The sequence below is a fragment of the Pseudomonas sp. MPB23 genome (assembly GCF_046605395.1).
GTDB lineage: Bacteria > Pseudomonadota > Gammaproteobacteria > Pseudomonadales > Pseudomonadaceae > Aquipseudomonas.
In genome coordinates this window covers 2,649,692-2,676,683 of sequence record NZ_CP176771.1, presented here as the reverse complement: position 1 = coordinate 2,676,683, position 26,992 = coordinate 2,649,692, and the positions used below count along the sequence as shown (strand labels likewise).

Here is a 26,992-nt window from a genome sequence, read left to right as displayed (position 1 = left end):
CCTAAACCGTGGAACCTTAGAATGAGCACAGCAATCAGTCCGACTGCTTATAACTATAAGGTAGTCCGCCAGTTCGCCATCATGACGGTGGTCTGGGGGATCCTTGGCATGGGGCTCGGGGTGTTCATCGCCTCGCAACTGGTTTGGCCGGAGTTGAATTTCGGCTTGCCATGGACGACCTTCGGTCGCCTGCGCCCACTGCATACCAACCTGGTGATTTTCGCCTTCGGCGGATGTGCACTGTTTGCCACCTCCTACTATGTCGTGCAGCGAACCTGCCAGACGCGACTGATCTCCGACAGCCTCGCGGCCTTCACCTTCTGGGGATGGCAAGCCGTGATCGTGGGCGCGGGCATTTCGTTGCCGCTGGGCTACACCACCACCAAGGAATACGCCGAACTGGAATGGCCCATCGCCATTTTGCTCGCGATTGTCTGGGTGATCTACGCGGTGGTGTTCTTCGGCACCATCGTCAAGCGCAAGACCAAGCACATCTACGTGGGCAACTGGTTCTACGGTGCCTTCATCCTGGTGACGGCGATGTTGCACATCGTCAACCATGCATCGTTGCCGGTCAGCCTGTTCAAGTCCTATTCGGCCTATGCCGGAGCGACGGACGCGATGATCCAGTGGTGGTACGGGCATAACGCCGTGGGGTTCTTCCTCACCACCGGTTTCCTGGGGATGATGTACTACTTCGTGCCCAAACAGGCCGAACGTCCTATTTACTCGTATCGTCTGTCCATCGTGCACTTCTGGGCGCTGATCACCCTGTACATCTGGGCCGGTCCCCACCACCTGCACTACACCGCGCTGCCGGATTGGGCGCAGTCGTTGGGCATGGCGATGTCGATCATCCTGCTGGCCCCGAGCTGGGGCGGCATGATCAACGGCATGATGACCCTGTCGGGGGCCTGGCATAAGCTGCGCACCGACCCGATCCTGCGTTTCCTCGTCGTTTCCCTGGCGTTCTACGGCATGTCGACCTTCGAAGGGCCGATGATGGCGATCAAGACCGTCAACTCGCTGTCGCACTACACCGACTGGACCATCGGCCACGTACACGCTGGCGCACTGGGCTGGGTAGCGATGATTTCCATCGGCGCGCTGTACCACATGATCCCGAAAATCTTCGGGCGTGCGCAGATGCACAGCGTCGGGTTGATCAACACGCACTTCTGGCTGGCCACCATCGGCACCGTGCTCTACATCGCCTCGATGTGGGTCAACGGCATCACCCAAGGCCTGATGTGGCGTGCGATCAACGATGACGGCACCCTCACCTACTCCTTCGTCGAAGCGCTGCAAGCCAGCCATCCGGGCTACATCGTCCGCGCCCTGGGCGGTGCGTTCTTTGCCTCCGGCATGCTGTTCATGGCCTACAACGTCTGGCGCACCGTGCGCGCCTCTGACCCTGCAGAAGCCGAAGCCGCCGCCAAGATCGCCGTTGTGGGAGCCCACTGATGAAGCATGAAGTAGTCGAGAAGAATATCGGCCTGCTGGCCTTCTTCATGGTCATCGCCGTGAGTATCGGCGGCCTGACCCAGATCGTTCCGCTGTTCTTCCAGGACGTGACCAACAAGCCGGTCGAAGGCATGAAGCCACGCACCGCCCTTGAGCTGGAAGGTCGCGACATCTACATCGCCAACGGCTGTGTCGGCTGCCACTCGCAGATGATCCGTCCGTTCCGCGCCGAAACCGAACGCTACGGCCACTACTCGGTGGCCGGTGAAAGCGTGTGGGACCACCCGTTCCTGTGGGGCTCCAAGCGCACCGGCCCGGACCTGGCCCGTGTCGGCGGTCGTTACTCCGATGACTGGCAGCGCGCGCACTTGTACAACCCGCGCAACGTTGTGCCTGAATCGAAAATGCCGGCGTACCCGTTCCTCGTGGAAAACAAGCTCGACGGCAAGGACACCGCGAAGAAGATGGAAGTCTTGCGCACCCTGGGCGTGCCCTACACCGACGAAGACATCGCCGGTGCAGCCGCAGCCGTGAAGGGCAAGACCGAAATGGACGCATTGGTGGCCTACCTGCAAGGCCTTGGCACCATCATCAAAAGCAAACGGTGATTCTTCATGGATATCGGGATGATTCGTGGCCTGGGCACCGTTGTGGTGATGGTGGCCTTTATCGGCCTGGCGTTGTGGGTATTCAGCCCCAGGCGCAAGTCGGAGTTTGACGACGCGACCATGTTGCCCTTTGCGGATGATCCCGAAGCCATCAAGCACGTCGAGCAAGCTTCTAGGAGTAACAAAGAATGACTACGTTCTGGAGTCTGTACGTCACAGTCCTCAGTCTGGGTACCATCTTCGCCCTGACCTGGCTGCTGCTGTCGACCCAAAGGGGCCAGCGCAGCGAGCAGACCGACGAGACTGTCGGCCACTCGTTCGACGGCATCGAGGAGTATGACAACCCGCTGCCAAAATGGTGGTTCATGCTGTTCGTCGGCACCATCGTCTTCGCCCTCGGCTACCTGCTGCTGTACCCAGGCCTGGGCAACTGGAAAGGCCTGCTGCCGGGCTACAACTACCTCGATAACGACAAGCAAATCGCCTTCGCCAACGGCCAGACCGGCTGGACCGGCGTGCACGAATGGGAAAAGGAAATGGCCAGGTCGGACGCCAAGTTCGGGCCGATCTTCGCCAAATTCGCTTCGATGCCCATTGAAGAGGTCGCCAAGGACCCGCAAGCGCTGAAGATGGGCGGTCGCCTGTTCGCCTCCAACTGCTCGGTGTGCCACGGCTCCGACGCCAAGGGCGCCTACGGCTTTCCCAACCTGACCGACGCCGACTGGCGCTGGGGCGGCGAGCCGCTGACCATCAAGGAAACCATCATGAAGGGTCGCCATGCCGTGATGCCGGCCTGGCTGGATATCCTCAAGGAACAGGGCGTCAGCGACGTGGCCGCATTCGTCGTGACCAAGCTGGATGGACGCACGCTGCCGGAAGGCACCAAGGCCGACGCGGCCAACGGTGAGAAACTCTTCGCCGCCAACTGTGTGGCCTGCCACGGCCCGCAAGGCAAAGGCACCCCAGCCATGGGCGCGCCCGACCTGACCCATCCGGGTGCGTTCATCTACGGTTCGAGCTTCGCTCAACTGCAGCAGACCATCCGTTGGGGCCGCCAGGGCCAGATGCCTGCGCAGGAACTGCTGCAGGGCAATGACAAGGTGCACTTGCTCGCGGCGTATGTTTACAGCCTGTCCCATGGGGACAAGAAGGCTGAACAGCAGTAAGTCGGAGCAGCAACAACAACAAAGGCCCGCTCATTAAAAGGTGACGGGCCTTTTTTGTTGCCATGAACAGATCCAGTGTTTTGAAGGTTGAGCCCGCAAAAACCGTCCATACTTCGCAAGTCAATTGATCCAGATCACGTACACCATCAATTGATTTTCCCCAACGCGACCAAAGGTCGCACCCCTTGTACACTGTCGGGGGCGTATCATTACGCCACTGCAAGACTCTTTATTTGACCCCGGTTGGCACGCACTGGCCGAGGCAAATCTCCACCGCCGTGGGATGCAATGATGAGCAACCAGATACCGGTACATGACGTTACCCCGCCTGCCAAAAATCCAAATAGCGCAGACAGTAAAACCATTGATCTCTACGCATCGCGAGAGAAAATCTATACCCGCGCCTTCACGGGCTTGTTCCGCAACCTGCGCATGCTCGGCGGCGCGGGTTTGTTCCTGCTCTACTTCGGCACGGTGTGGCTGAACTGGGGCGGCCACCAGGCAGTATGGTGGGACCTGCCGGAACGTAAGTTCTTCATTTTTGGCGCGACCTTCTGGCCCCAGGACTTCATCCTGCTCTCGGGCATCCTGATCGTGGCCGCGTTTGGCCTGTTCTTTATCACCGTCTACGCCGGGCGCGTGTGGTGCGGCTATACCTGCCCGCAAAGCGTGTGGACATGGATCTTCATGTGGTGCGAAAAGGTCACCGAAGGCGACCGCAACCAACGCATCAAGCTGGATAAGGCGCCCATGGGCGCGAACAAATTCCTGCGCAAGTTCAGCAAGCACACGCTGTGGCTGCTGATCGGCTTTGTCACCGGCATGACCTTCGTCGGTTACTTCTCGCCGATCCGTGAACTGGTGTTCGACTTCTTCACCGGCCAGGCCGATGGCTGGTCGTATTTCTGGGTCGGCTTCTTCACCCTCGCCACCTACGGCAACGCCGGCTGGCTGCGCGAACAGGTGTGCATTTATATGTGCCCGTACGCACGCTTCCAGAGCGTGATGTTCGACAAGGACACCCTGATCGTCTCCTACGACCCACGCCGTGGCGAAGTGCGTGGCCCGCGTAAAAAAGGCGTCGACTACAAGGCCCAGGGCTTGGGCGACTGCATCGATTGCACAATGTGTGTGCAGGTATGTCCTACCGGTATCGACATCCGTGACGGCCTGCAGATTGAGTGCATCGGTTGCGCCGCATGTATCGACGCCTGCGACACCATCATGGACAAGATGGACTACCCGCGCGGCCTGATCAGCTACACCACCGAACACAACCTGTCGGGTCAGAAGACCCACAAGCTGCGTCCACGCCTGATCGGCTATGCGCTGGTATTGCTGACCATGATGAGCCTGTTGGCCACGGCATTTTTCATACGCCCACTGGTCGGCTTCGACGTCAGCAAAGACCGCGTGCTGTACCGAGAAAATGCCGAAGGCCGCATCGAAAACGTCTACAGCCTGAAGATCATGAACAAGGACCAGCGCGACCACAGCTATGTGCTCGACGCCGCCGGCCTGCCCGATCTCAAACTGCAAGGACGCCGCGAAATCAAGGTGGCCGCTGGCGAAATCGTCAGCATGCCGGTAGAACTGTCGAGCGCGCCGGAGCAATTGCCATCGAGCACCAACGAGGTGAAGTTCATCCTCCAGGATGCCGACGACACCAGCGTTCGTATTGAAGCCAAGAGCCGATTCATCGGCCCACAAGTTCGTTAACAGAGAGCCGATCAATGTCCGTAGCAACTGCCGCAAGCCCTTGGTACAAGCACCTCTGGCCCTGGATCATCATTGGCATCCTGGCCTGCTCGGTGACCTTGACCCTGTCCATGGTGACCATCGCGGTGAAGAACCCGGACAACCTGGTCAACGACAACTACTATGAGGCCGGCAAAGGCATCAACCGCTCCCTGGACCGCGAACTGCTGGCCCAGACTCTGCAACTGCGGGCCAAGGTGCACCTGGATGAGCTGACCGGCGAAGTCGAGGTGCACCTGACCGGCAACAGCAACCCGGCGACCCTGGAACTGAACCTGATTTCCCCGACCCAGCCGGAGAAGGATCGCAAGATCAACCTGGCGCGCACCGACAGCGAGCCTGGCCGCTATATCGGCCAGGTCACCGACAAAGTCGAAGGTCGGCGCTTCGTCGAACTGCTCGGTGTGGAAGGCGACCGCACCTGGCGCATGTTCGAAGAAGAGCAGGTCAGCCATGACAAGGACTTGCTGTTGGGTGATGAACCGTTGCAAGGTGCTGAAGACCTGAAAAACTAAAAGCCCGCGCTTCGCGCATCACGAGCAAGCCCGCGCCCACATCTGGAACGTGTTCCCCCTGTGGGCGCGGGCTTGCTCGCGATGAGGCCCACCCTGCCACCAAAGATCCCGAACCATGACCACCCCAACCCCCTGCTACCACTGCGCCCTGCCCGTTCCGCCCGGTAGCCGCTTCACCGCCGTGATCCTCGGCGAGTGCCGCGAACTCTGCTGCCCGGGCTGCCAGGCCGTGGCCGAAGCGATCGTGGCGGGCGGACTGGAAAGCTATTACCAGCATCGCAGCGAAGCCTCGGCCAACCCTGAGACGCTGCCGGTGCAACTGGTGGACGAACTGGCGCTGTACGACCGTGCCGACGTGCAAAAACCCTTCGTGCACCACAGCGGCGATCTCGCCGAAGCCACCCTGCTGATGGAAGGCATCAGTTGCGCCGCCTGTGGCTGGCTGATCGAAAAACACCTGCGCCGCCTGCCCGCCGTGGCCGAGGCGCGGTTGAACCTGTCCAACCATCGCCTGCAAGTACGCTGGGCCGATGGGCAATTGCCCTTGAGCCAGTTGCTCAGCGAGCTGCGCCACATCGGTTATGCCGCCCACCCCTATCAGGCCGACCGCGCGGCCGAGCAACTGGCCAACGAAAACCGTCTGGCGCTGCGCCAACTGGGGGTTGCCGGTCTGCTGTGGTTCCAGGCGATGATGGCCACCATGGCCACCTGGCCGGAATTCAATATCGACCTGAGCCCGGAGCTGCACGTCATCCTGCGCTGGGTCGCGATGTTTCTGACCACCCCCATCGTCTTCTATAGCTGCGCGCCGTTTTTCAAAGGTGCCCTGCGCGACCTGCGCACCCGCCACCTGACCATGGACGTGTCGGTATCCCTGGCGATTGGTGGTGCCTACCTGGCGGGGATCTGGACCGCGATCACCGGGGTGGGCGAGTTGTACTTCGACGCCGTCGGCATGTTCGCGCTGTTCCTGCTGGCCGGTCGCTACCTGGAGCGCCGCGCCCGGGAACGCACGGCGGCGGCCACCGCCCAACTGGTCAACCTGCTGCCCGCCTCGTGCCTGCGCCTGAAAGCAGACGGTCAGAGCGAACGCATCCTGCTCAGCGAACTGGCGCTCGGCGACCGTGTGCTGGTGCATCCCGGCGCGGTATTGCCGGCGGACGGGGTGATCCTCGACGGCCAATCCAGCATTGATGAATCCCTGCTCACCGGTGAGTACCTGCCGCAACCCAGGCAAGTGGGCGATACCGTCACGGCGGGCACCCTCAACGTCGAAGGCGCCTTGAGTGTCGAAGTCCGCGCCCTGGGCCATGAAACCCGCCTGTCCGCCATCGTGCGCCTGCTGGAGCGGGCCCAGGCCGAGAAACCACGCCTGGCCCAAATCGCCGATCGCGCCGCGCAATGGTTCCTGTTGGGCTCGCTGATTGCCGCCGCCGTCATCGGCCTGCTGTGGTGGGAGCTGGATTCATCCCGCGCGTTCTGGATCGTCCTGGCGATGCTGGTCGCGACCTGTCCCTGCGCGCTGTCCCTGGCTACGCCGACCGCCCTCACCGCCGCCACCGGCACCTTGCACAAACTCGGGCTGTTGCTGACCCGCGGCCATGTGCTGGAAGGCCTGAACCAGATCGACACGGTGATTTTCGACAAAACCGGCACCCTCACCGAAGGCCGCCTGGCGTTGAGAGCCATCCGCCCCTTGGGCAGCCTGAACAGCGACACATGCCTGGGCCTCGCCGCCGCCTTGGAGAACCGCTCCGAACACCCGATTGCCCGCGCCTTCGGCCGTGCGCCGCTGGCCGCCGATGAAGTGCTCAGCACGCCGGGCCTGGGGCTGGAAGGCCGCGTGGGTGAACGCCTGCTGCGCATCGGCCAGCCCGGTTTTGTCTGCGAACTCAGTGGTTGTCCGATTCCTGCCGCGCCCGAGGAGGCTGGCCAATGGTTGCTGTTGGGCGACCCACACGGCGCCCTCGCCTGGTTCGTGCTGGATGACCGCCTGCGCAGCGATGCCCCGGCATTGCTGGCGGCGTGCAAGGCGCGTGGCTGGCGCACGCTGCTGCTGTCGGGGGACAGTTCGCCGATGGTCGCCAGTGTCGCGGCTGAATTGGGCATCGACGAAGCCCACGGCGGCCTGCGCCCCGACGACAAGCTGCAGGTGCTGCAACGGCTGCATCAGGAAGGCCGCAAGGTGCTGATGCTCGGCGATGGCGTCAACGACGTGCCGGTGCTCGCCGCCGCCGATATCAGCGTGGCCATGGGCTCGGCCACCGACCTGGCCAAAACCAGCGCCGACGCGGTCCTGCTGTCCAACCGCCTCGACGCGCTGGTACAGGCCTTTACCCTGGCACGGCGCACGCGTCGGGTAATCATTGAAAACCTGCTGTGGGCCGGGCTGTACAATGGCCTGATGTTGCCGTTTGCCGCCCTGGGTTGGATCACTCCGATCTGGGCGGCCATCGGCATGTCCCTCAGCTCGTTGACCGTGGTGCTCAACGCCCTGCGCCTGACTCGCCTGCCGAGTCCGCAGACCGACAGCGCCCCTTTGGTAACCCGTCCACAGCCGGCTTGAGCCGCGTGGACCTGGAGTGCAGATGCCAGCTCTATACATCATGATTCCGGCGGCACTGTTGTTAGTGGGCGTCGCCATCTACATCTTCTTCTGGGCGGTCGACAGCGGCCAGTACGACGACCTCGATGGCCCGGCCCACAGCGTGCTGTTCGACGACCAGGACCCGAACCACCTGGCCGCCGTCGACGAAGCCAACGACCCCGAGCCGCCAACCACGCCCAAAGACCCGCCCCATGCTTGACCTCGCACCACTGCTGGTCTCCGCGCTGATCCTGGGCCTGCTCGGCGGCGGTCATTGCCTGGGCATGTGCGGCGGACTGATGGGCGCGCTGACGCTGGCGATACCCAAGGAGCAACGCCGCCGCCGATTCGGCCTGCTGCTGGCGTACAACCTCGGACGCATCCTCAGCTATGCCACGGCCGGCCTGTTGATCGGCCTGGCGGGCTGGGCCGTGGCCAACAGCCCGGCGGCGATGTTCATGCGCGTGCTCGCCGGTTTGCTGTTGATCAGCATGGGCCTGTACCTGGCCGGCTGGTGGAGCGGCCTGACCCGTGTCGAAAGCCTCGGTCGCGGCCTGTGGCGCTACATACAACCCGTCGCCAACCGCTTGCTGCCGGTGTCCAGCCTGCCACGCGCCCTGCTGCTGGGCGCGCTGTGGGGCTGGTTGCCGTGCGGATTGGTCTACAGCACCCTGCTGTGGGCCGCCAGCCAAGGCAACGCCCTGGACAGTGCCTTGCTGATGCTCGCGTTCGGCCTGGGCACCTGGCCGGTGCTGCTGGCGACCGGGCTGGCCGCCGAACGTGTCACCGCGTTATTACGCAAACGCAGTGTGCGCATGGCCGGTGGGTTGCTGGTGATCCTGTTCGGTGTGTGGACATTGCCCGGGCCGCATCAGCACTGGCTAATGGGCCACTAAAAGGCCATGTGGCATAGCGCCGCTCCCCGTTGACGCAAATCAAGATGCCCTATCAGCCGCGCCCCTAGACTCCGCCCATTAGCCTATCCGGGGGAACGCCCGCATGCTCGACGCCATTCGTTGGGACACCGATCTGATTCATCGCTACGACTTGGCGGGACCGCGCTACACGTCCTACCCCACCGCCGTACAATTCGACAGCCGGGTCGGTACCTTCGACCTGCTCCACGCCCTGCGCGACAGCCGCAAGGCCGTGCGGCCGTTGTCGCTGTATGTGCACGTGCCGTTCTGCGCGAACATTTGCTACTACTGCGCCTGCAACAAGGTCATCACCAAGGACCGCGGCCGCGCGCATGCCTATCTGCTGCGCCTGGAGCAAGAAATCCAGCAGGTGGCCTGCCACCTCGACCCCAAGCAGCCGGTCGAACAACTGCACTTCGGCGGCGGCACCCCGACATTTCTCAGCCACGACGAATTGCGCCAGGTCATGAGTTGCCTGCGCCAGCACTTCAACCTGCTGGACGATGACTCCGGCGACTATGGCATCGAGATCGACCCGCGTGAAGCCGACTGGGCGACCATGGGTCTGCTGCGCGAACTGGGCTTCAACCGCGTGAGCATCGGCCTGCAAGACCTCGACCCGGAAGTGCAACGGGCGGTCAACCGCCTGCAAAGCCTGGAAGAAACCCGTGCGGTGATCGATGCGGCGCGCACCCTGCAGTATCGCTCGATCAATATCGACCTGATCTATGGCTTGCCCATGCAAACGCCGATCAATTTCGCCCGCACCGTAGAGGAAGTGATCAAGCTGCAACCGGACCGCCTCTCGGTGTTCAACTACGCCCACCTGCCGGAACGTTTCATGCCCCAGCGGCGCATCAACAGCGACGACCTGCCGTCGCCGGCGGCCAAGCTGCTGATGCTGCAAACCACCATCGAGCAACTGACCCAGGCCGGGTATCGCTACATCGGCATGGACCATTTCGCCCTGCCGGACGACGAACTCGCCATCGCCCAGGAAGAAGGCACCCTGCAACGCAATTTCCAGGGCTATACCACCCATGGCCATTGCGACCTGATCGGCCTCGGCGTCTCGGCCATCAGCCAGATCGGCGACCTGTACTGCCAGAACACCAGTGACCTCAACGGCTACCAGAACGCGCTCGCCAGCGCACAACTGGCCACCAGCCGGGGCTTGCTGTGCACCCCGGACGATCGGTTGCGCCGGGAAGTGATTCAGCAGTTGATCTGCAATTTCAGCCTGGTATTCGAGCAGATCGAACAGGTCTTCAACATTGATTTTCGTGGGTACTTCGACGACGTGTGGCCGCAACTTGAGGCCATGGCGCAAGACGGCCTGATCGAGCTGGATGCGCAGGGTATCCGCGTGCTGCCGGCCGGCCGCCTGCTGGTGCGTTCGGTGTGCATGGTCTTCGACGCTTACCTGGAGCACCAGAACCGGCAGCGCTTTTCTCGGGTGATCTGAAGGCTTTGCAAATGACAGGACTTGGCCGACGTCCTGCGCGAAAGCTCGCAGCCTCGGCCATCCTCCATGAAACCCAGACGAGGTAGCCAGGACACAAACCTTTATACCGTTGCGGCTTTTCTGTACACACTGGCCTCAGAGTCCTACAGTGAGGTACCCTTACGCCTTATGTGTGCTTTCCTACAAGGATTTAAGAAATGTCCGAGCCAGTCAAACTGCGCGCTAACAGTCAGGCTCATTGCAAGGATTGCAGCCTGGCGCCGCTATGCCTGCCACTTTCGCTGAATCTGGAAGACATGGATGCGCTGGACGAGATCGTTAAACGCGGTCGTCCGCTGAAAAAAGGCGAGTTTCTCTTTCGCCAGGGCGATAAGTTCGATTGCGTCTATGCAGTACGTTCGGGCGCCTTGAAGACATTCAGCCTGAGCGATGGCGGCGAAGAACAGATCACCGGTTTCCACCTGCCCAGCGAACTGGTTGGGCTATCGGGCATGGACACCGAGATGCACCCCGTGTCGGCCCAGGCCTTGGAGACGACCTCGGTGTGCGAAATCCCCTTCGAGCGCCTCGACGAACTGGCCCTGCAATTGCCGCAACTGCGGCGCCAATTGATGCGCGTGATGAGCCGCGAGATTCGTGACGACCAGCAGATGATGCTGTTGTTGTCGAAGAAGACTGCCGACGAGCGCATCGCGACCTTTCTGGTCAACCTGTCGGCGCGCTTCCGTGCCCGTGGTTTCTCGGCCAACCAGTTCCGCCTGAGCATGTCGCGCAACGAAATCGGCAACTACCTGGGCCTGGCGGTGGAAACCGTGTCCCGTGTGTTTACCCGCTTCCAGCAGAACGAGCTGATTGCCGCCGAAGGCAAGGAAGTGCACATCCTCGACCCGATCCAGTTGTGCGCACTGGCCGGCGGCTCCCTGGACGGTCAATAGGCCGACGCAGCGGCCGCGCCAACCGGCAAGGCCGCAGGTATACTTCGGGTCCGTTTTCTGCCCCAGGACTCCTCGACGATGACCTTCGATTCGTTCGACATCAAATCCCTGATCCGTCCCGTCATCGACTTCCCCAAACCTGGGGTGATCTTTCGTGATATCACCCCGCTGTTCCAATCGCCCAAGGCCCTGCGCCTGGTGGCCGATACCTTTGTCCATCGCTATGTCGAAGCCGACTTCACCCACATCGGCGCGATGGATGCACGGGGCTTCCTGATCGGTTCGATCATCGCCTACCAGTTGAACAAGCCGCTGATCCTGTTCCGCAAGCAGGGCAAACTGCCGGCTGACGTACTGGCCGAGGGTTACCAGACCGAATACGGCGAGGCCTTCCTGGAGGTGCACGCCGACAGCCTGTGCGAGGGCGATTCGGTGCTGATATTCGATGACCTGATCGCCACCGGCGGTACCTTGATCGCCGCGGCCAACCTGGTGCGGCGCATGGGGGCGGACGTCTTCGAAGCGGCGTCGATTATCGACCTGCCGGAGCTGGGCGGCTCGCAGCGCCTGGAAGACATGGGGATTCCGACTTTTTGCCTGACACAGTTTGCGCTGACTGATCGTTAACGATTGATCGGACTGTGACGCTATCGGAAGCAAGCCCCCACATTTGAACTGCGCCAGGCCTCAGAGCGCGATCGGTTTGCGCCCTGCAAACGAATGCGCCAGAGTGCCGCCATCGACCAACTCCAACTCGCCACCCAACGGCACACCGTGGGCGATGCGCGAGGTGATCAGGCCTTTGTTGCTCAGCAGTTGCGCGATGTAATGCGCCGTCGCCTCACCTTCCACCGTGGGGTTGGTGGCCAGGATCACCTCGGTGAAGGTGCCCTGCTCTTCGATGCGTTTGACCAGTTGCGGAATGCCGATGGCTTCCGGGCCCAGGCCGTCCAGCGGCGACAGATGCCCCTTGAGCACGAAGTAGCGCCCACGATAGCCGGTCTGCTCCACCGCATACACATCCATCGGCCCTTCCACCACACACAGCAACGTGTCGTCACGGCGCGGGTCGGCGCATTGCGGGCAGAGTTCTTCTTCGGTGAGGGTGCGGCACTGGCGGCAGTGGCCAACGCCTGTCATGGCCTGGCTCAGAGCCTGGGCCAACCGGGTGCCGCCGCTGCGATCGCGCTCCAGCAATTGCAACGCCATGCGTTGGGCGGTTTTCTGGCCGACGCCCGGCAACGTGCGCAAGGCGTCGATCAGTTGGCGAATCAGGGGGCTGAAGCTCATGGGGCATGGGTCCGACAAAACGACGAGACGCGGTTTATACCCGCGCCCCGGATTAGCGTCAAATGGTCAATCCTGCGCGACCCTCACCACCAACTTGCCGAAGTTGCGCCCTTCGAGCAAACCGATGAAGGCTTCAGGCGCCTGCTCCAGGCCGTCGACCATGTCTTCGCGGAACTTGATCTTGCCGTCCCGCACCCACGGCGCCATCGCACTGAGGAACTCGGGCTGGCGATCGCCATAGTCGTCAAACACGATAAAGCCCTGGATGCGCACACGCTTGGTCAGCAAGGTACTTTGCAGCGCCGGCAACCGGTCGGGACCGCTCGGCGGCTGATGAGCGTTATAACCGGCGATCAGCCCGCACAACGGAATGCGCGCCTTCGGGTTGAGCAAAGGCATCACGGCATCGAATACCTTGCCGCCAACGTTCTCGAAGTAGATATCCACACCCTTGAAGCAGGCCAGGGCCAGTTCGTCGACGAAGTTTTCGCTTTTATGGTCGATGCAGGCATCGAAGCCCAACTCATCTACCACGTAGCGGCACTTGTCGGCTCCACCGGCAATCCCGACCACGCGCAAGCCCTTGAGCTTGGCAACCTGCCCCACCACCGAGCCCACCGCGCCGGACGCTGCCGCGATCACCAGGGTTTCACCGGCCTTGGGCTGGCCGATGTCCATCAGGCCCATGTAGGCGGTCATGCCCGGCATGCCCAGCACCCCCAAGGCCATCGACGGGCTGGCCAGGCCCTTGGGCACCGGCATCAGGTTGCGGCCATCGGAAATGCTGTGGCTCTGCCAGCCGGTGGAGCCGACCACCAGGTCGCCCACCTCGAATTTCGGATTACGCGACTGCTCGATACGGCTGACAGCACCACCGGTCATCACCTCATCGATTTCCACCGGCGCGGCGTAGGACGGTGCATCGCTCATGCGTCCGCGCATGTAGGGGTCGAGGGACAGGTACAGGGTTTTCAGCAGGACCTGGCCGTCCGCCAACTCCGGCAGGTTCACGCGCTCCAGGCGGAAGTTTTCCGGGGTCGGCGCACCGTGGGGGCGTGAGACCAGCACAATGCGCTGGTTAAGAATCGGTTCTTGAGGCATCAGGGGCTCCTTAACGAATCCGTCGGTATAGGTGCAGACCATGCTCGCCGCGCCGGGGTTCGATCGGATCGGCGTAAACAAAAATGCCAGGCACTGGGCCTGGCATTTGAGTTTAGTGGCTCTCGCCCATCAGAGCTGGCCGATCAGAACGGCAGCTTCATGCCCGGCGGCAGTTGCATGCCCGCGGTCACGCCGGACATTTTGTCCTGGCTGTTGGCTTCGATCTTGCGCACGGCGTCGTTGACGGCCGCGGCGAACAACGCTTCGAGCATTTCCAGGTCATCTTCGCTGGTGCCTGGCAATACGCTGGGGTCGATGCTCACACGCTTGATGTCGTGACGACCGGTCATCACCACGCTGACCATATCGCCACCGGCTTTACCGGTGACTTCGGCGTTGGCCAATTCTTCCTGCATCTTGGCCATCTTTTCCTGCATCTGCTGCGCCTGCTTCATCAGGCCGGCCATGCCACCTTTCATCATGGGAATCACCTCAAAGTACGTGGATCAATAAGTAACCCGGTGTCATGACGCCTGGGACACCGGGGCTTCGACAGGTTCAATTGTATCTTGGCGAACGACTGCGCCGAACTGTTGCATCATTTGCTGGATGAGCGGATCGGCGTGGATCGAGTCTTCTGCCTCGCGCTGACGGTTGATACGCCGACGAGTCGCGGCCTGGGCCGGGGTTTCCTGCTCGGGCTTGATCAGCTCGATGGCAATGGTCAGCGTGCGCTCATGGTACTGGTTCAGGGCGTCGTTGAGGCGACGCTGCTGGGTCGCGTTGAACAGGGCGCTGTGGGCCGGGTCCAGGTGCAACAACCAATGGTCGCCCTCGATGGAAATCAGCGTGCAGTTGGCGGCGATGCTGCCGGTCATCCCGGAGATCGGCAATTTCGGGAACAGCTCCAGCCATTGCAGGGCCAGGCCGGTGGCCGGTGCTGCGGCAGGCTCGACGTCGGGCTCGGGGGCGGGCTCGGCGGTGTGTTCGCTGGCCAGGTCGTCCAGGTAGCTGTAGGCCGAATCCATGTCCGGCTCGATGTAGTCTTCGTCCAGCGGCGGTTCGTCGTCGAGGTCGATACCGGGAACAGCGGCCTCCACCTGGGCCAGCGTCGGCTCCGGCACGGGAGCTGCGACCCACTCCGGCGCGTCCGGCACCACACTGTCGGGGAGCGGGCTGGGCATCGGCGTCAGTTCGGGCTGCTCGCCGGTGGTTTCCAGCACGGGTTCCACGGCGGGCTGCAGTTCGGGTTCGGATTCGGGTTCAGCGTCCAGCGGGTCATTCCAAGGCAGGTCGACCTCAGCCGCTGGCGCGGGCGCCACAACCGGCTCCGGCGCAACCACCGGCGGCACCACAACGGGAGCTGGCTCAGGCGCCGGCACAACAGGTGCAGCCACCACTGGCGCAACCACCGTCGCGCCAGCCACTGGTTTGGCGGAATCAACTGTGGCCTGGCTGATCCCCACTGGCTTTAGCGGCTGCCTCGGCGCGTCTGCCGTGTCAGCGGGCCGGAAGGCCAGCATCCGCAGCAGGACCATTTCAAAGCCACCGCGCGGGTCCGGCGCCAGCGGCAGGTCACGCCGGCCGATCAGGCCCATCTGGTAGTAGAACTGCACATCTTCAGCCGGCAACGCCTGGGCCAGGGCCAACACGCGATCGCGGTCGCCATGGCCGTTGTCGACACCTTCAGGCAAGGCCTGGGCGATGGCGACGCGGTGCAGCACATTGAGGATTTCCGAGAGCACGCCATTCCAGTCCGGGCCCTGCTCCGACAAGTGGCGCACCGCTTCGAGCAGCGCCTTGGCATCGCCTTCGATCAGCGCGTGGAGCACGTCGAAGACCTGGCCGTGGTCCAGGGTGCCGAGCATGGCGCGCACATCGGCGGCCATGACCTTGCCTTCACCAAAGGCGATGGCCTGGTCGGTGAGGCTCATGGCATCACGCATGGAGCCGTCGGCGGCGCGGCCGAGCAACCACAGGGCGTCGTCTTCGAACGGAACGTTCTCGACCCCCAGCACATGGGTCAAATGCTCGACCACGCGTTCGGGGGTCATGTTTTTCAGGGAGAACTGCAGGCACCGCGACAGAATTGTCGCAGGAAGTTTCTGCGGATCGGTGGTGGCCAGGATGAATTTGACGTAGGGCGGTGGCTCTTCCAGGGTTTTCAACAGAGCGTTGAACGAGTGGCTGGAGAGCATGTGCACTTCGTCGATCAGGTAGACCTTGAAACGGCCACGGCTCGGCGCGTACTGCACGTTATCCAGCAGTTCACGGGTGTCTTCGACTTTGGTGCGGCTGGCGGCGTCGATCTCGATCAGGTCGACGAAACGCCCTTCGTCGATTTCCCGGCATACCGAGCAGGTGCCGCAGGGCGTCGAAGTAATGCCGGTTTCACAGTTAAGGCATTTGGCGATGATGCGCGCAATGGTAGTCTTGCCCACCCCACGGGTGCCCGTGAAGAGATAGGCGTGGTGCAGCCGTTGGCTGTCCAAGGCATTGATCAGAGCCTTGAGCACATGGGTCTGGCCGACCATTTCGCGGAACGAGCGCGGACGCCATTTACGTGCAAGAACCTGATAACTCATCGAAAACCGTCGCAACTGGGAAGCGGAAGCCGGTAATGCTAGCGGAGCAAGGGGGAAATTGCATCCGGCACGCTCGCCTAATCTGACTAAGCTCACCTGATTGGCCCCGAAAAGGCCTGAACCCGGAGAATCTATGCGTGTAGTCCTGGGCGCTTTATGGATGATTGCCACGGCCAGCCTGGCCGCACCGGCGCCGTTGCGTTTCTCGGTTTCCGACAGCTGGGCGATGCCCATGATGCAAGTGGAGGACGGTCGGCCCGTCCAGGGCATTTTGTATGACCTGCTGGTGAGCCTGGCCACTCAGTTGGGCCGTCCGGCAGAGTTCCATGTCCTGGCCCGGGCGCGCATCTCGGCCGCCATGGAGCATGGGGATATCGACGTGCGCTGTTATGTCACCCAGGCCTGGCTCAACAACCTGTCCGGCGATTACACCTGGAGCATTCCGTTGATGGTGCAGCGCAATGTGCTGGTCAGCGCCCACACTCAACCGGTACAGGTGACCCGACTGGCGCCGCAACCGATCGGTACGGTGCTCAACTACCGTTACACCAGCCTCGAGCCCCTGTTCGCCAGCGGCAAACTGACCCGCGACGATGCCCGCAGCGAAGAGCAGGTGCTGCACAAACTGGTGGCCGGGCGCTTCCAGTACGCGGTGAGCAATGAATGGATACTTGACCGCTTCAACCAGCGACTGCCGACCGGGCGCCGACTGCATAAGGTCGCGGTGATCGATGAAGAAAGCCTGGGCTGCATCGTCCGCAATGACCCGAACGTACAGCCGCAACGGATTCTGCGCACCCTATTGAGGATGAAGATGTCGGGCGAAATCGACCACATTATCCAGCTGTACACCGGGGAAAACGCGGCCACCGACCCTGCACGCTGAAGACTTCCGGCGGGATCAGATACACCGCCACCACGCGCGGAAAAACTCGCCATGCACTGCGCAATAACACTTGGCAGATGGCGGTAATAAAAGATTTTTCGATATGAAACAGAAGGGGTATTGCAAGGGAGAGCGTTATGGAGGCAACCCCACCAGCCACACCCCGGCACACAATGTTCCCGCTGTGGCTGCTGCCTTCCGGCTCTGACCAGGTTCACGGGTAATCGTTGCGGGGGGACCGATGGGGTCACCATAACGACGCTGGCCTCTCGGCAAGCCGCGCCATTGTACCGATCTGATCGGAAGTTACAACCGTTGGTTCCGGATTAAAAACATTCGATGGTTCAAGCACTTGCCTAGCGGCTCCGACCATTCCCTGTAGGAGCGAGCTTGCTCGCGAAAAATTCATAGACACCACGCACCCGCGCCGTTCACGAACAAGCTCACACCTACAGAAGAACCGCCTCATCCGCCCGACCACCCTCTTCCTGGATCACCAGGTGGATGAAGTGCAGCTTGGCAATCACCGCCGGGGGCAGCACGAAGGGATAGAAGTCTGGCTGCCCCATGGCGCGGGACAGTTCGTTGAGCATCCCGGCCAATTCGATCCAGGCGTTGACGAAGGACAGAAACGCCGGCCCGCCAGGATGTTCGGGGTTGTAGAGGGTGGTGAGGGGAAACGGCTGGTAGTCCAGATCCATATCGCGAGCACTCATGCCGAAGCCCAGGGCGGTGTCGACGGCATCCATCATGTGCAGGTAGTGAGCCCAGGTTTCGGCCCAGTCTTCCCAGGGGTGCATGGTGGCGTAGGCGCTGACGCAGGTTTGCTGCCAGTCGGGCCGCGGGCCGTTCTGGTAGTGCTGGTCGAGGGCGTCAGCGTAACTGGCGCGTTCGTCGCCGAACAGGTCGCGAAAAGGTTGCTGCCAATCGCTGTTGGCGATCAGGCGATCCCAATAGTAATGGCCGACCTCATGACGAAAGTGGCCGAGCAAGGTGCGATAGGGTTCGCGCATCTGCACGCGGATTTTTTCGCGATGAGCGTCGTCGGCTTCCTTGATGTCGAGGGTGATCAGGCCGTTGGCGTGGCCGGTCATGGGCGCATTACCTTCCAGGTCGATGCCGACGAAGTCAAAGGCCAGGCCGTTATCCTCGTCGACGCTCTTGGGCACCACTCGCAGGCCGAGGCTGATCAACTGCGCCACCAACCGACGCTTGGCGGTTTCTACCTTGCACCAGCGTTCGGCATTTTCCGCGATCGACAGGTCGGGGATGGTGCGGTTGAGGCTGCACGCCACGCACAGCGGCGCGGTGCTATGGGCCGGAATCAACCAGTTGCAGGCGGCCGGAGTATCGAGGTTGGCACAACGGCGAAAGGCGCCGGCATCGAGATTATCGTCCGCAAGCCACGTGTCGACGACGGGGCCGGGCTGCAGAGAGGACAAGCGCGTTTGCTGCGGTTGATACCCCAGCAGCGCCGAACAGGCCAGGCATTGGCTGTTGCGAAAGAACAGCGACTGACCGCACCGGCACTGCCAGACCTTGCTGTTACGCGAAGTGTCGGCCATGAACGGTGCGGCGATGCGCGAACTGAGTTGCTCGAAGTAGCGGAACATGGCGATCTCTCTCTGGGTGACAGTGACTAGATCATTTCTCGCTCGGGATCGTTCAACACAAATAGGAATGCGGCTGCCCGCCTCTATGTAGGTGCGAGCTCGCTCGCGAAAAACGTCCAGACGATGCGACCCAGGCTGCCTGCGTTATCGTTCACGCTCTTCGCGAGCAAGCTTGCTCCTACCCTGATCAGACGGTGATGTGGTGCTTGGCCAGGAATGCGACGAAGGCCTCTTCGTCAAGCACCTTCAAGCCCAGCTCATTGGCCTTGGCCAGTTTGGAACCGGCGCCCGGTCCAGCCACCACGCAATGGGTTTTCGCCGAGACGGAGCCGGCGACCTTGGCGCCCAGGCTTTCGAGCTTGTCCTTGGCCACATCGCGACTCATCAGCTCCAGGGAGCCGGTGAGCACCCAGGTATGCCCCGCCTCCGGCAAGCCTTCGACCACTTTCTTTTCGCTCTGCCAGTGCATGCCGAAGTCGGTGAGCTGCTGCTCGATGGCCCGAGCGTGGTTGGCGTGGTTCGGGTTGTCGAAGAACTCGCGCACCGCCTTGGCCTGCTTCTCGGGCAGCGCCTGGCGCATGTCGAGCCAGTCGGCCTGGATCACGCCTTCGAGGCTGCCGAACTTGTCCGCAAGTTTCTGCGCAGCGCCTGGGCCGACACTGGGCACATTCAACTTGTCGAGCAAGCCGTCCAAGGTGGTGCTGGCGGCGAACTCGGCGCTCAGTTCCCCCTGATCCTGCAATTGCAGGCCGCATTCATCCGGCGACAACAGCGCGCTGATCACGTTGCGGTTGTGGCTGTCTTCAAAGAAGCTGTGGATCTCGTGGGCGACTTCCAGGCCCACGTCCGGCAAGTATGTCAGCACTTCCGGCAACGCCTTCTGTACCCGCTCCAGGGACGCCAGGGAGCGCGCCAGCACCTTGGCGGTCTCCTCGCCCACGTCGGGAATGCCCAGGGCGTAGATAAACCGCGCCAGGGTCGGTGTCTTGCTGTTTTCGATGGCGGCGATCAGCTTCTTGCTGGAGACATCGGCAAAGCCTTCCAGGTCGATGATCTGTTCGTACTTGAGCGTGTAGAGATCCGCCGGCGAACCGATGAGTTTTTCGTCTACCAGTTGCTCGATGGTCTTGTCGCCCAGGCCATCAATGTCCATGGCACGGCGCGAGACGAAATGGATGATCGCCTGCTTGAGCTGCGCACCACAGGCCAGGCGCCCGACGCAACGGTACACCGCGCCTTCACTGACGGTTTCCCTGCCCTTGCTGCGCTTGACCAGTTGCGTGCGCTCCACATGGGAACCGCACACCGGGCAGCTTTCGGGAATCTGCACCGCGCGGGCGTTTTCCGGGCGGCGCTCGGTGACCACCGACACCACCTGCGGGATCACGTCGCCGGCGCGACGGATGATCACGGTGTCACCGATCATCAGACCCAGGCGCGCCACTTCGTCCATGTTGTGCAGCGTCGCATTGGACACGGTGACACCGGCGACCTTGACCGGCTTCAAGCGCGCCACCGGGGTCACGGCGCCGGTCCGGCCGACCTGGAACTCCACGTCGAGCAGCTCGGTCATTTCTTCCATGGCCGGGAATTTATGGGCGATGGCCCAGCGCGGTTCGCGGGCGCGGAACCCCAGTTCGCGCTGGGAGGCAATGCTGTTGACCTTGAACACCACGCCATCGATTTCATAGGGCAGGCTGTTACGCCGCTCGCCGATATCGCGGTAGTACTCCAGGCACGCCTGAATACCCTTGGCCAGCTTCAGCTCGTGGCTGATAGGCATGCCCCACTTCTGCAACTGCTGCAGGTTACCGATATGGGTGTCGCTGATGTCTGCGGTCACTTGGCCAATGCCATAGCAGCAGAATTCCAGCGGGCGGCTGGCGGTGATTTTCGAATCCAACTGGCGCAGGCTGCCGGCCGCCGCGTTGCGTGGGTTGGCGAAAGTCTTGCCACCCACTTCCAACTGCGAGGCGTTCAGGCGCTCGAACCCGGCCTTGGACATGAACACTTCGCCACGCACTTCCAGGGTCGCCGGCCAACCGGCGCCATGCAGTTTCAATGGGATATTGCGCACGGTGCGCACGTTGACGCTGATGTCTTCGCCGGTGGTGCCGTCGCCTCGGGTGGCACCACGCACCAACTCGCCATCCTGGTAAAGCAGGCTGACCGCCAGGCCGTCCAGCTTCGGCTCGCAGCTGTATTCCACTTCAGCGCCGCCACCAAACAGATCGCCCACCGGCAGGTCGAGACCTTCGGTGACCCGTCGATCAAATTCCAGCATGGTGGTTTCATCGAACGCGTTGCCCAGGCTGAGCATCGGGATCTCATGACGCACCTGAGTAAAAGCGGACAACGCCGCACTGCCGACCCGCTGCGTCGGTGAGTCGCGCGTCACCAGTTCAGGGTGCTCGGCCTCCAGGGCCTTGAGCTCGTTGAAAAGGCGATCGTACTCAGCGTCCGGGATACTCGGCTCGTCGAGCACGTGATAACGGTAGTTGTGCTGATCCAGTTCAGCGCGCAGTTCAAGGATGCGGGTTTGGGCGGCGGTCATGGTGTTCTCTCATAAAGCAAAAGAGCAGCCGAAGCTGCTCAAATGTTGGTGCGCTTATTCTAATGACAACGCTGGAAACCAATCCTCAGCGTTTCTGTGTCAGGGCACGACGCTCGAACTCGACGATACGCTGACGGTAGTGTTCGATGGTCTGGGCGGTCAGGACGCTGCGCTGGTCGTCCTTGAGTTCGCCGTTGAGTTCCTGGGACAACTTACGGGCTGCGGCCACCATCACGTCGAACGCTTGTTTCGGGTGACGCGGGCCTGGCAGGCCGAGGAAGAAGCTCACCGCAGGGGTGCTGAACAGGTCGATATCGTCCAGGTCGAAGGTGCCCGGCTTGACCGCATTGGCCATGGAAAACAGCACTTCGCCATTACCGGCCATGCTTTCGTGGCGGTGGAAAATATCCATCTCACCAAAACGCAGGCCGCTTTCCAGAATGTTCTGCAACAGCGCCGGGCCCTTGAAGCCTGCGGCGTCGCGGCAGATCACGCTGATCACCAGCACTTCTTCTGCGGCAGGCTGGTCGTTGACGGTCTGGCGCGGCGCGTTCTTGCCAGCGTTTTCGTCCGGGAAATCATCGTCGCGACTGCTGAAACTCGGGCCTTCATCCACATCGAGGTTGAGGTCGCCCTGATGGGGTTCGGCAACGGCCGCGCTGCCGCGCTTGCCACGCTTGGACGACGGCTCGCGCGCTTCACGCTGCGGAGCGCTCATCGACGGCAGGTCGTGTTCGTCCAACTGCGGCTCTTTGTGGGTATCCAGCACGCGGGGCGGACCCAGCAGCTCGGCGCTGCCGTCGTCGTCGGGCAAGTTGGACAGGTTGCGATCCAGACGGAATTTGAGCTTGCCCTTGCCACCGCGCATGCGGCGCCAGCCATCAAAAAGAATACCGGCAATGACAATAATGCCGATGACGATCAGCCACTCGCGCAGACCGATTTCCATGTAATCCCGTGCCTCTAATAAAAAATGCTGAAAAATAAGGGGTTTAGCACCGTGCAAACCGCTTTAAAACGTGGCGCCAACTCTATGTTCTGACTGACGTTTTGCCCACGCATACGAAAAATTGACATTAAACTAGCACGACCAAAGATAACTTTACACCGTCTGTCAAAATGCCTTGAACAAATATGTCCATTTGCCAGTTTTGCCAGAGCGGTAAACAGTCTTACATCACGCTGAAATTTTCTCTCCTGGCGCGGTTCAGGATTCCACCATCGCCATCGCCTCTTCCACATCCACCGCCACCAAACGCGAACAGCCTGGCTCGTGCATCGTCACCCCCATCAACTGGTCAGCCATTTCCATGGCGATCTTGTTGTGGGTGATATAGATGAACTGCACCGTTTGTGACATCTCCTTGACCAGTCGCGCATAGCGTCCAACGTTAGCGTCATCCAGTGGTGCGTCAACTTCATCGAGCATGCAGAACGGCGCCGGGTTCAACTTGAAGATGGCAAATACCAGGGCCAATGCGGTCAAGGCCTTCTCGCCGCCGGACAACAAATGGATGGTGCTGTTCTTCTTGCCCGGAGGCCGCGCCATGATCGTTACCCCTGTATCGAGTAAATCTTCGCCCGTCAGTTCCAAGTAAGCGCTGCCACCCCCGAAAACTTTCGGGAATAACGCCTGTAAACCGCCATTAATCTGATCAAAGGTATCTTTGAAGCGGTTGCGGGTTTCCTTGTCGATCTTGCGGATCACGTTTTCCAGGGTGTCCAGGGCTTCCACCAGATCGGCGTCCTGGGCATCCAGATAACGTTTACGCTCGGACTGTTGCTGGTATTCATCGATGGCCGCGAGGTTGATCGCGCCGAGGCGTTGAATACGGGCGGCAATTCGCTCCAGTTCTTCTTCGGCGTCTTTCTCGTTCGCCTCGCCAGTGAGGGTATTGAGCACGCCGTGCAGGTCGTAGCCGTCTTCGAGCAATTGGTCCTGCAGGGTCTTGCGGCGCACGGTCAAGGCTTGCCATTCCATGCGCTGTTGTTCGAGTTGGCCGCGGATCAACTGGGACTGCTGCTCGGCCTGGGTCCGACGTTTTTCCGCGTCGCGCAGTTCGCGGTCGGCGTCTTCCAGGGCGATCTGCGCGGTCTTGAGTTCTTCGTCGACGGTCATGCGCTTGTCGAGCAACTCTTCGAGCTTGAGTCGCAGCTCTTCCAGGGGCGCTTCGCCCTCCTCCAGGTTGAGGCTCAGTTGCTCGCGTTTCTCGGTGAGGCGTTCGGACTGCATCTCCAGGCGCTCAAGGGCCTGGGCCGTGGACGCGTGCTGGGCGCGCAGGGAGCCGAGGCGCACGGCCAACTGATGGGCGTGATCCTTGTGCTGGCGGGCTTCCTGGCGCACGCGATCGAGACGCTCGCGCAGGCTGTCACGCTGGGCCAGCAGCCGTTCGCGCTGCTCGGTATCCAGGGCCATGCTGTCGAGGGCTTCCTGCAAGTGCAGACGCGCTTCGCCGATTTCTTCGTGTTCGAGGGCGCGCTGCTCGCCCATCTCGGCGACTTCTTCATCGAGACGGGTACGGCGCAGGGTCAGTTGCTCGGCCTTGGCCTTACTCGCCGAGAGCTGGGCTTTCAACTCGCCTTGCTGGCGCGCCTCGTCCTGCAACAGACGGCGCAGGTGTTCGCGGCCGGTCTCTTGCTGGCGCTGGGTGGCGCGTAGGGTTTGCAGTTCGGTTTCCAGACTTTCCAGGGTGACTTCGCGCTCTTCGCGCTCGGCAATCAGGTTGACGATTTCCTGGCCACGGGCCAATACGCCGCTCTCCGCTTCGCTGGCGCGACGCACCCGCAGGAAGTGGCGGCCGACCCAGTAACCGTCGCGGCTGATCAGGCTTTCACCGGCGCCCAGTTGACCGCGCTGCGCCAGGGCCTGCTCCAGGGACTCCACCGGTTTGACCTGGCCGAGCCATGGCGACAGGTCAATCGCCGCCTCGACTTTATCCAGCAAACTGCCCGGCACCCGCGTGCCATCGACAGCGGGACTGAGCAAGCGCAGATCGCCCTGGACGAAACCGGCCAGGTCGAAACCGCCGAAATCATCGACCAGCACCGCTTGCAGGTCGGCGCCCAATACGGTTTCTACTGCCAGTTCCCAGCCCGGCTCGACCTTCAAGCCTTCGGCCAGGCGCGGACGCTCGGCCAGGTGCTGGTCACGCAGCCATTCGGCGGTGCCGGTGCCAGGGTCCAGCGCGGCTTGCTGCAAGGCTTCCAGGGAGGCCAGGCGGCCATTGAGCCGCTGCAAATCGCCCTGGGCCTGTTGCTGGGCCTGGGTCGCCTGTTGCAGTTGCTGACGCAATTGTTCCAGGCGCTCGACTTGTTGTTCTTCGCTGGCTTCCAGCTCTTCCAGCGTCATTTCGCTTTCGGCCAGTTGCTCGTTGAGCGCCATGATCGCCGCGTCTTCCGGGTCGGCGGCAAGCAACACGCGCTCTTCCTGCAGACGGCGCTGGCGCTCGGCCAGGCGCTCCATGCTGGTTTCCAGTTGCTGGATGCGCGACTGCTGCACTTCAGCCTGGCGACGCGGTTCAGCGGACTGCAGGTTGAAGACGTCCCACTGCTCCTGCCAGCCGTGCATGGTGGATTCGGCTTCTTCCAGGGCGGCGGCGGCTTCCTCGGCGGCGGCGCTGGTGATTTCCTGCTCGGGGGTGAGCATGTCCAGCTCTTCGCCCAGGGTCAGCAGCAAGGTGCGGTCATGGCCCAGATGGGATTCGGTTTCCAGCCGCGCGCGTTCGGCTTCTTTCAAGTCCTCCTGCAACTGGCGCAGGCGCTGCTGGCCATGCTGGATGCTCTGCTCGACCCGGGCAATATCACCGCCCACCGAATAGAAGCGGCCCTGCACCAAGTTAAAGCGTTCAGACAGATCATGATGCCCGTCGCGCAGGCGCTCGATGCTGGCATCGGCGTTGCGCTGTTCGGCCACCAGGGCTTCGAAGCTGACCTCCTGGGTGCCGATGATCGCTTCGCGCTGGCCGACCTGGTCATTCAGCGCCTGCCAGCGCAGGGCCGAGAGTTGCGCCTTGAGCTGGCGTTCTTCGCCCTTGTATTCCTGATACTTCTCGGCGGCCTGGGCCTGGCGGTGCAGGCGCTCCAACTGGCGCTCCAGCTCTTCGCGCAGGTCGGTCAGGCGGGCGAGGTTTTCATGGGTGCGGCGGATGCGGTTTTCGGTCTCGCGGCGGCGCTCCTTGTACTTGGAGATGCCGGCGGCTTCTTCGATAAAGTTACGCAGGTCTTCGGGCTTGGCTTCGATCAGCTTGGAGATCATGCCCTGTTCGATGATCGAGTAGCTGCGCGGGCCGAGGCCGGTGCCGAGGAAGATATCGGTGATGTCCCGCCGGCGACACTTGGTGCCGTTGAGGAAGTAACTGTTCTGGCTGTCGCGCGTCACTTTACGGCGGATGGAGATTTCCGCGTAGGCCGCGTATTCGCCGACCAGGGTGCCGTCGGAGTTGTCGAACACCAGTTCGATGCTGGCCTGGCTCACCGGCTTGCGGCTGGTGGAGCCGTTGAAGATGACGTCGGTCATCGACTCGCCACGCAGGTTTTTTGCCGAGCTCTCGCCCATCACCCAGCGTACGGCGTCGATGATGTTCGACTTGCCGCAGCCATTGGGCCCCACCACTGCCGCCATGTTACTGGGGAAGTTCACCGTGGTCGGGTCGACGAAGGATTTGAACCCCGCCAATTTGATGCACTTGAGCCGCACGCTTAGACGTCCGCCAACGCAGCGACCACCAGCGAGCAACTGCGCTGGCCGTAGGCCGACAGCACCAGGCGAATCTGCGCCAGGTCACGGGCAAGCACGGCGGCGAGCAGTTGCTCGAACAGCGCCAGGTACTCGCCCATGGACGCCTTGCGTTGATCCAGCGCCAGGTAATAGGCACGGTTCATCGCCGGCTGCAGGTTCTCGACGGTTTCCTGCAAATACGGGTTGTTGGCGAAGGGGTACGCGGCGCGCATCACATTGAAGCTTTCTTCGACGAAGGCGCGGATGTCCTGGCGTTCGAAATGACTCACCAGGCGCTGCTGGATCTGCACGAACGGCGCCATGTCGGCCTGGACCTGCCAGCCCCGGGCAACCGCATTGCCGAGCAGGATATACAGCTCGCTCATCAGCGTGCACAGGCTCTGCACCTTGTGCGCGGTGAGTTCGGTGACATGGGCGCCACGGCGCGGCAGGATCGCGATCAGGTGACGACGTTCGAGGATCAACAAGGCTTCGCGCACGGAACCACGGCTGACGTTAAGCGCCAGCGTGACTTTCTGTTCCTGGATCCGCTCCCCAGGCTTGAGATCGCCGCGAATGATACGTTCGGCGAGGTGGTGAGCGATTTGCTCGGCGAGACTGTCCGGCGCCTTGAACGTCATGTTTTCCCTTCAAAATCTTCTATCGATACAAGCGCGGCAGTGTAGCGCAAATGCCTGGTTGATGGCGCTAGGCCCTCCTTGCTGAATTTGGCATGAAATAAGCAATGTTCAGCACTCAGAAGCCCCCAAAAACGCCGGTTCCAGAAGACTGGACCATAATTGAACAGGTTGCGACCGCACTTTCTTGACC

At 61.9% G+C, this 26,992-nt stretch carries 22 protein-coding genes and 1 other RNA gene; 13 read left to right on the top strand and 10 right to left on the bottom strand.

Annotation, left to right across the window (positions count from 1 at the left end):
* Positions 1-21: 21 nt before the first annotated feature.
* The 12 genes from ccoN (at position 22) to ACLH0J_RS12355 (ending at position 12,042) form a co-directional block, all read left to right on the top strand.
* Positions 22-1,464, top strand: coding sequence for a cytochrome-c oxidase, cbb3-type subunit I (gene ccoN / locus ACLH0J_RS12410; protein WP_411392180.1), 1,443 nt, complete (start codon positions 22-24; stop codon positions 1,462-1,464).
* Positions 1,464-2,072 carry a cytochrome-c oxidase, cbb3-type subunit II gene (gene ccoO, locus ACLH0J_RS12405; RefSeq protein WP_017845258.1) on the top strand — a complete coding sequence of 203 codons (609 nt, stop codon included), beginning with the start codon at positions 1,464-1,466 and terminating at the stop codon, positions 2,070-2,072. Before ccoN ends, ccoO begins: the two co-directional genes overlap by 1 nt.
* Before the next feature lie 6 nt (positions 2,073-2,078).
* The gene (locus ACLH0J_RS12400; RefSeq protein ID WP_003193169.1) at positions 2,079-2,264 is read left to right on the top strand and encodes a CcoQ/FixQ family Cbb3-type cytochrome c oxidase assembly chaperone; all 186 of its coding nucleotides are present in this window, start codon (positions 2,079-2,081) and stop codon (positions 2,262-2,264) included.
* On the top strand, positions 2,261-3,238 hold the full coding sequence (gene ccoP / locus ACLH0J_RS12395) for a cytochrome-c oxidase, cbb3-type subunit III (protein WP_411392179.1): 978 nt from the start codon (positions 2,261-2,263) through the stop codon (positions 3,236-3,238). Before ACLH0J_RS12400 ends, ccoP begins: the two co-directional genes overlap by 4 nt.
* Positions 3,239-3,529: 291 nt before the next feature.
* Complete coding sequence (gene ccoG, locus ACLH0J_RS12390; RefSeq protein ID WP_411392178.1) at positions 3,530-4,957, top strand: cytochrome c oxidase accessory protein CcoG; 1,428 nt, start codon at positions 3,530-3,532, stop codon at positions 4,955-4,957.
* 14 nt (positions 4,958-4,971) lie between these two features.
* Positions 4,972-5,511, top strand: a complete 540-nt coding sequence (locus ACLH0J_RS12385) for a FixH family protein (RefSeq protein WP_411392177.1) — start codon at positions 4,972-4,974, stop codon at positions 5,509-5,511.
* A gap of 115 nt (positions 5,512-5,626) precedes the next feature.
* Positions 5,627-8,077 carry a heavy metal translocating P-type ATPase gene (locus tag ACLH0J_RS12380; protein ID WP_411392176.1) on the top strand — a complete coding sequence of 817 codons (2,451 nt, stop codon included), beginning with the start codon at positions 5,627-5,629 and terminating at the stop codon, positions 8,075-8,077.
* A gap of 22 nt (positions 8,078-8,099) precedes the next feature.
* Entirely contained in the window at positions 8,100-8,318 is a 219-nt protein-coding gene (gene ccoS, locus ACLH0J_RS12375; RefSeq protein ID WP_010563860.1) for a cbb3-type cytochrome oxidase assembly protein CcoS, read from the top strand.
* A complete protein-coding gene (locus tag ACLH0J_RS12370; protein WP_411392175.1) occupies positions 8,311-8,994 on the top strand; it encodes a sulfite exporter TauE/SafE family protein in 684 nt (227 codons plus the stop codon). The genes ccoS and ACLH0J_RS12370 overlap by 8 nt, the downstream gene beginning before the upstream one ends.
* Before the next feature lie 103 nt (positions 8,995-9,097).
* Entirely contained in the window at positions 9,098-10,480 is a 1,383-nt protein-coding gene (gene hemN / locus ACLH0J_RS12365) for an oxygen-independent coproporphyrinogen III oxidase (RefSeq protein ID WP_411392174.1), read from the top strand.
* A 197-nt stretch (positions 10,481-10,677) separates the two neighbouring features.
* Positions 10,678-11,415, top strand: coding sequence for a fumarate/nitrate reduction transcriptional regulator Fnr (fnr, locus tag ACLH0J_RS12360; RefSeq protein ID WP_411392173.1), 738 nt, complete (start codon positions 10,678-10,680; stop codon positions 11,413-11,415).
* Between the two features lie 78 nt (positions 11,416-11,493).
* Entirely contained in the window at positions 11,494-12,042 is a 549-nt protein-coding gene (locus ACLH0J_RS12355) for an adenine phosphoribosyltransferase (RefSeq protein ID WP_411392172.1), read from the top strand.
* Positions 12,043-12,102: 60 nt separating this feature from the next.
* On the opposite strand, the gene recR is transcribed toward ACLH0J_RS12355, so the two are convergent.
* The 4 genes from recR to dnaX form a co-directional block, all read right to left on the bottom strand.
* Complete coding sequence (gene recR, locus ACLH0J_RS12350; protein WP_411392171.1) at positions 12,103-12,705, bottom strand: recombination mediator RecR; 603 nt, start codon at positions 12,703-12,705, stop codon at positions 12,103-12,105.
* 66 nt (positions 12,706-12,771) lie between these two features.
* Positions 12,772-13,806, bottom strand: coding sequence for an NADP-dependent oxidoreductase (locus ACLH0J_RS12345; RefSeq protein ID WP_411392170.1), 1,035 nt, complete (start codon positions 13,804-13,806; stop codon positions 12,772-12,774).
* Positions 13,807-13,949: 143 nt separating this feature from the next.
* Positions 13,950-14,288: a YbaB/EbfC family nucleoid-associated protein gene (locus tag ACLH0J_RS12340; RefSeq protein WP_094949597.1), complete on the bottom strand. Its 339-nt coding sequence runs from the start codon at positions 14,286-14,288 to the stop codon at positions 13,950-13,952.
* Between the two features lie 42 nt (positions 14,289-14,330).
* Positions 14,331-16,391 (bottom strand): DNA polymerase III subunit gamma/tau, encoded by a 2,061-nt coding sequence (dnaX, locus tag ACLH0J_RS12335; protein WP_411392169.1) that lies wholly within the window; start codon positions 16,389-16,391, stop codon positions 14,331-14,333.
* Positions 16,392-16,524: 133 nt separating this feature from the next.
* Between dnaX and ACLH0J_RS12330 the strand changes: the two genes are divergently transcribed.
* Positions 16,525-17,277, top strand: coding sequence for a substrate-binding periplasmic protein (locus tag ACLH0J_RS12330; RefSeq protein ID WP_411392168.1), 753 nt, complete (start codon positions 16,525-16,527; stop codon positions 17,275-17,277).
* A gap of 147 nt (positions 17,278-17,424) precedes the next feature.
* Here ACLH0J_RS12330 and ffs read toward each other — a convergent pair.
* The 6 genes from ffs to ACLH0J_RS12300 form a co-directional block, all read right to left on the bottom strand.
* An RNA gene (gene ffs / locus ACLH0J_RS12325) (signal recognition particle sRNA small type) lies at positions 17,425-17,521 on the bottom strand.
* A 205-nt stretch (positions 17,522-17,726) separates the two neighbouring features.
* Positions 17,727-18,890: a putative zinc-binding metallopeptidase gene (locus ACLH0J_RS12320; protein ID WP_411392167.1), complete on the bottom strand. Its 1,164-nt coding sequence runs from the start codon at positions 18,888-18,890 to the stop codon at positions 17,727-17,729.
* Between the two features lie 187 nt (positions 18,891-19,077).
* Entirely contained in the window at positions 19,078-21,444 is a 2,367-nt protein-coding gene (gene ligA / locus ACLH0J_RS12315; RefSeq protein ID WP_411392166.1) for an NAD-dependent DNA ligase LigA, read from the bottom strand.
* Between the two features lie 85 nt (positions 21,445-21,529).
* Positions 21,530-22,393, bottom strand: coding sequence for a cell division protein ZipA (zipA, locus tag ACLH0J_RS12310; protein WP_411392165.1), 864 nt, complete (start codon positions 22,391-22,393; stop codon positions 21,530-21,532).
* A gap of 258 nt (positions 22,394-22,651) precedes the next feature.
* A complete protein-coding gene (gene smc, locus ACLH0J_RS12305) occupies positions 22,652-26,140 on the bottom strand; it encodes a chromosome segregation protein SMC (RefSeq protein WP_411392164.1) in 3,489 nt (1,162 codons plus the stop codon).
* Between the two features lie 2 nt (positions 26,141-26,142).
* Positions 26,143-26,802 carry a GntR family transcriptional regulator gene (locus ACLH0J_RS12300; RefSeq protein WP_411392163.1) on the bottom strand — a complete coding sequence of 220 codons (660 nt, stop codon included), beginning with the start codon at positions 26,800-26,802 and terminating at the stop codon, positions 26,143-26,145.
* Positions 26,803-26,992: the final 190 nt, after the last annotated feature.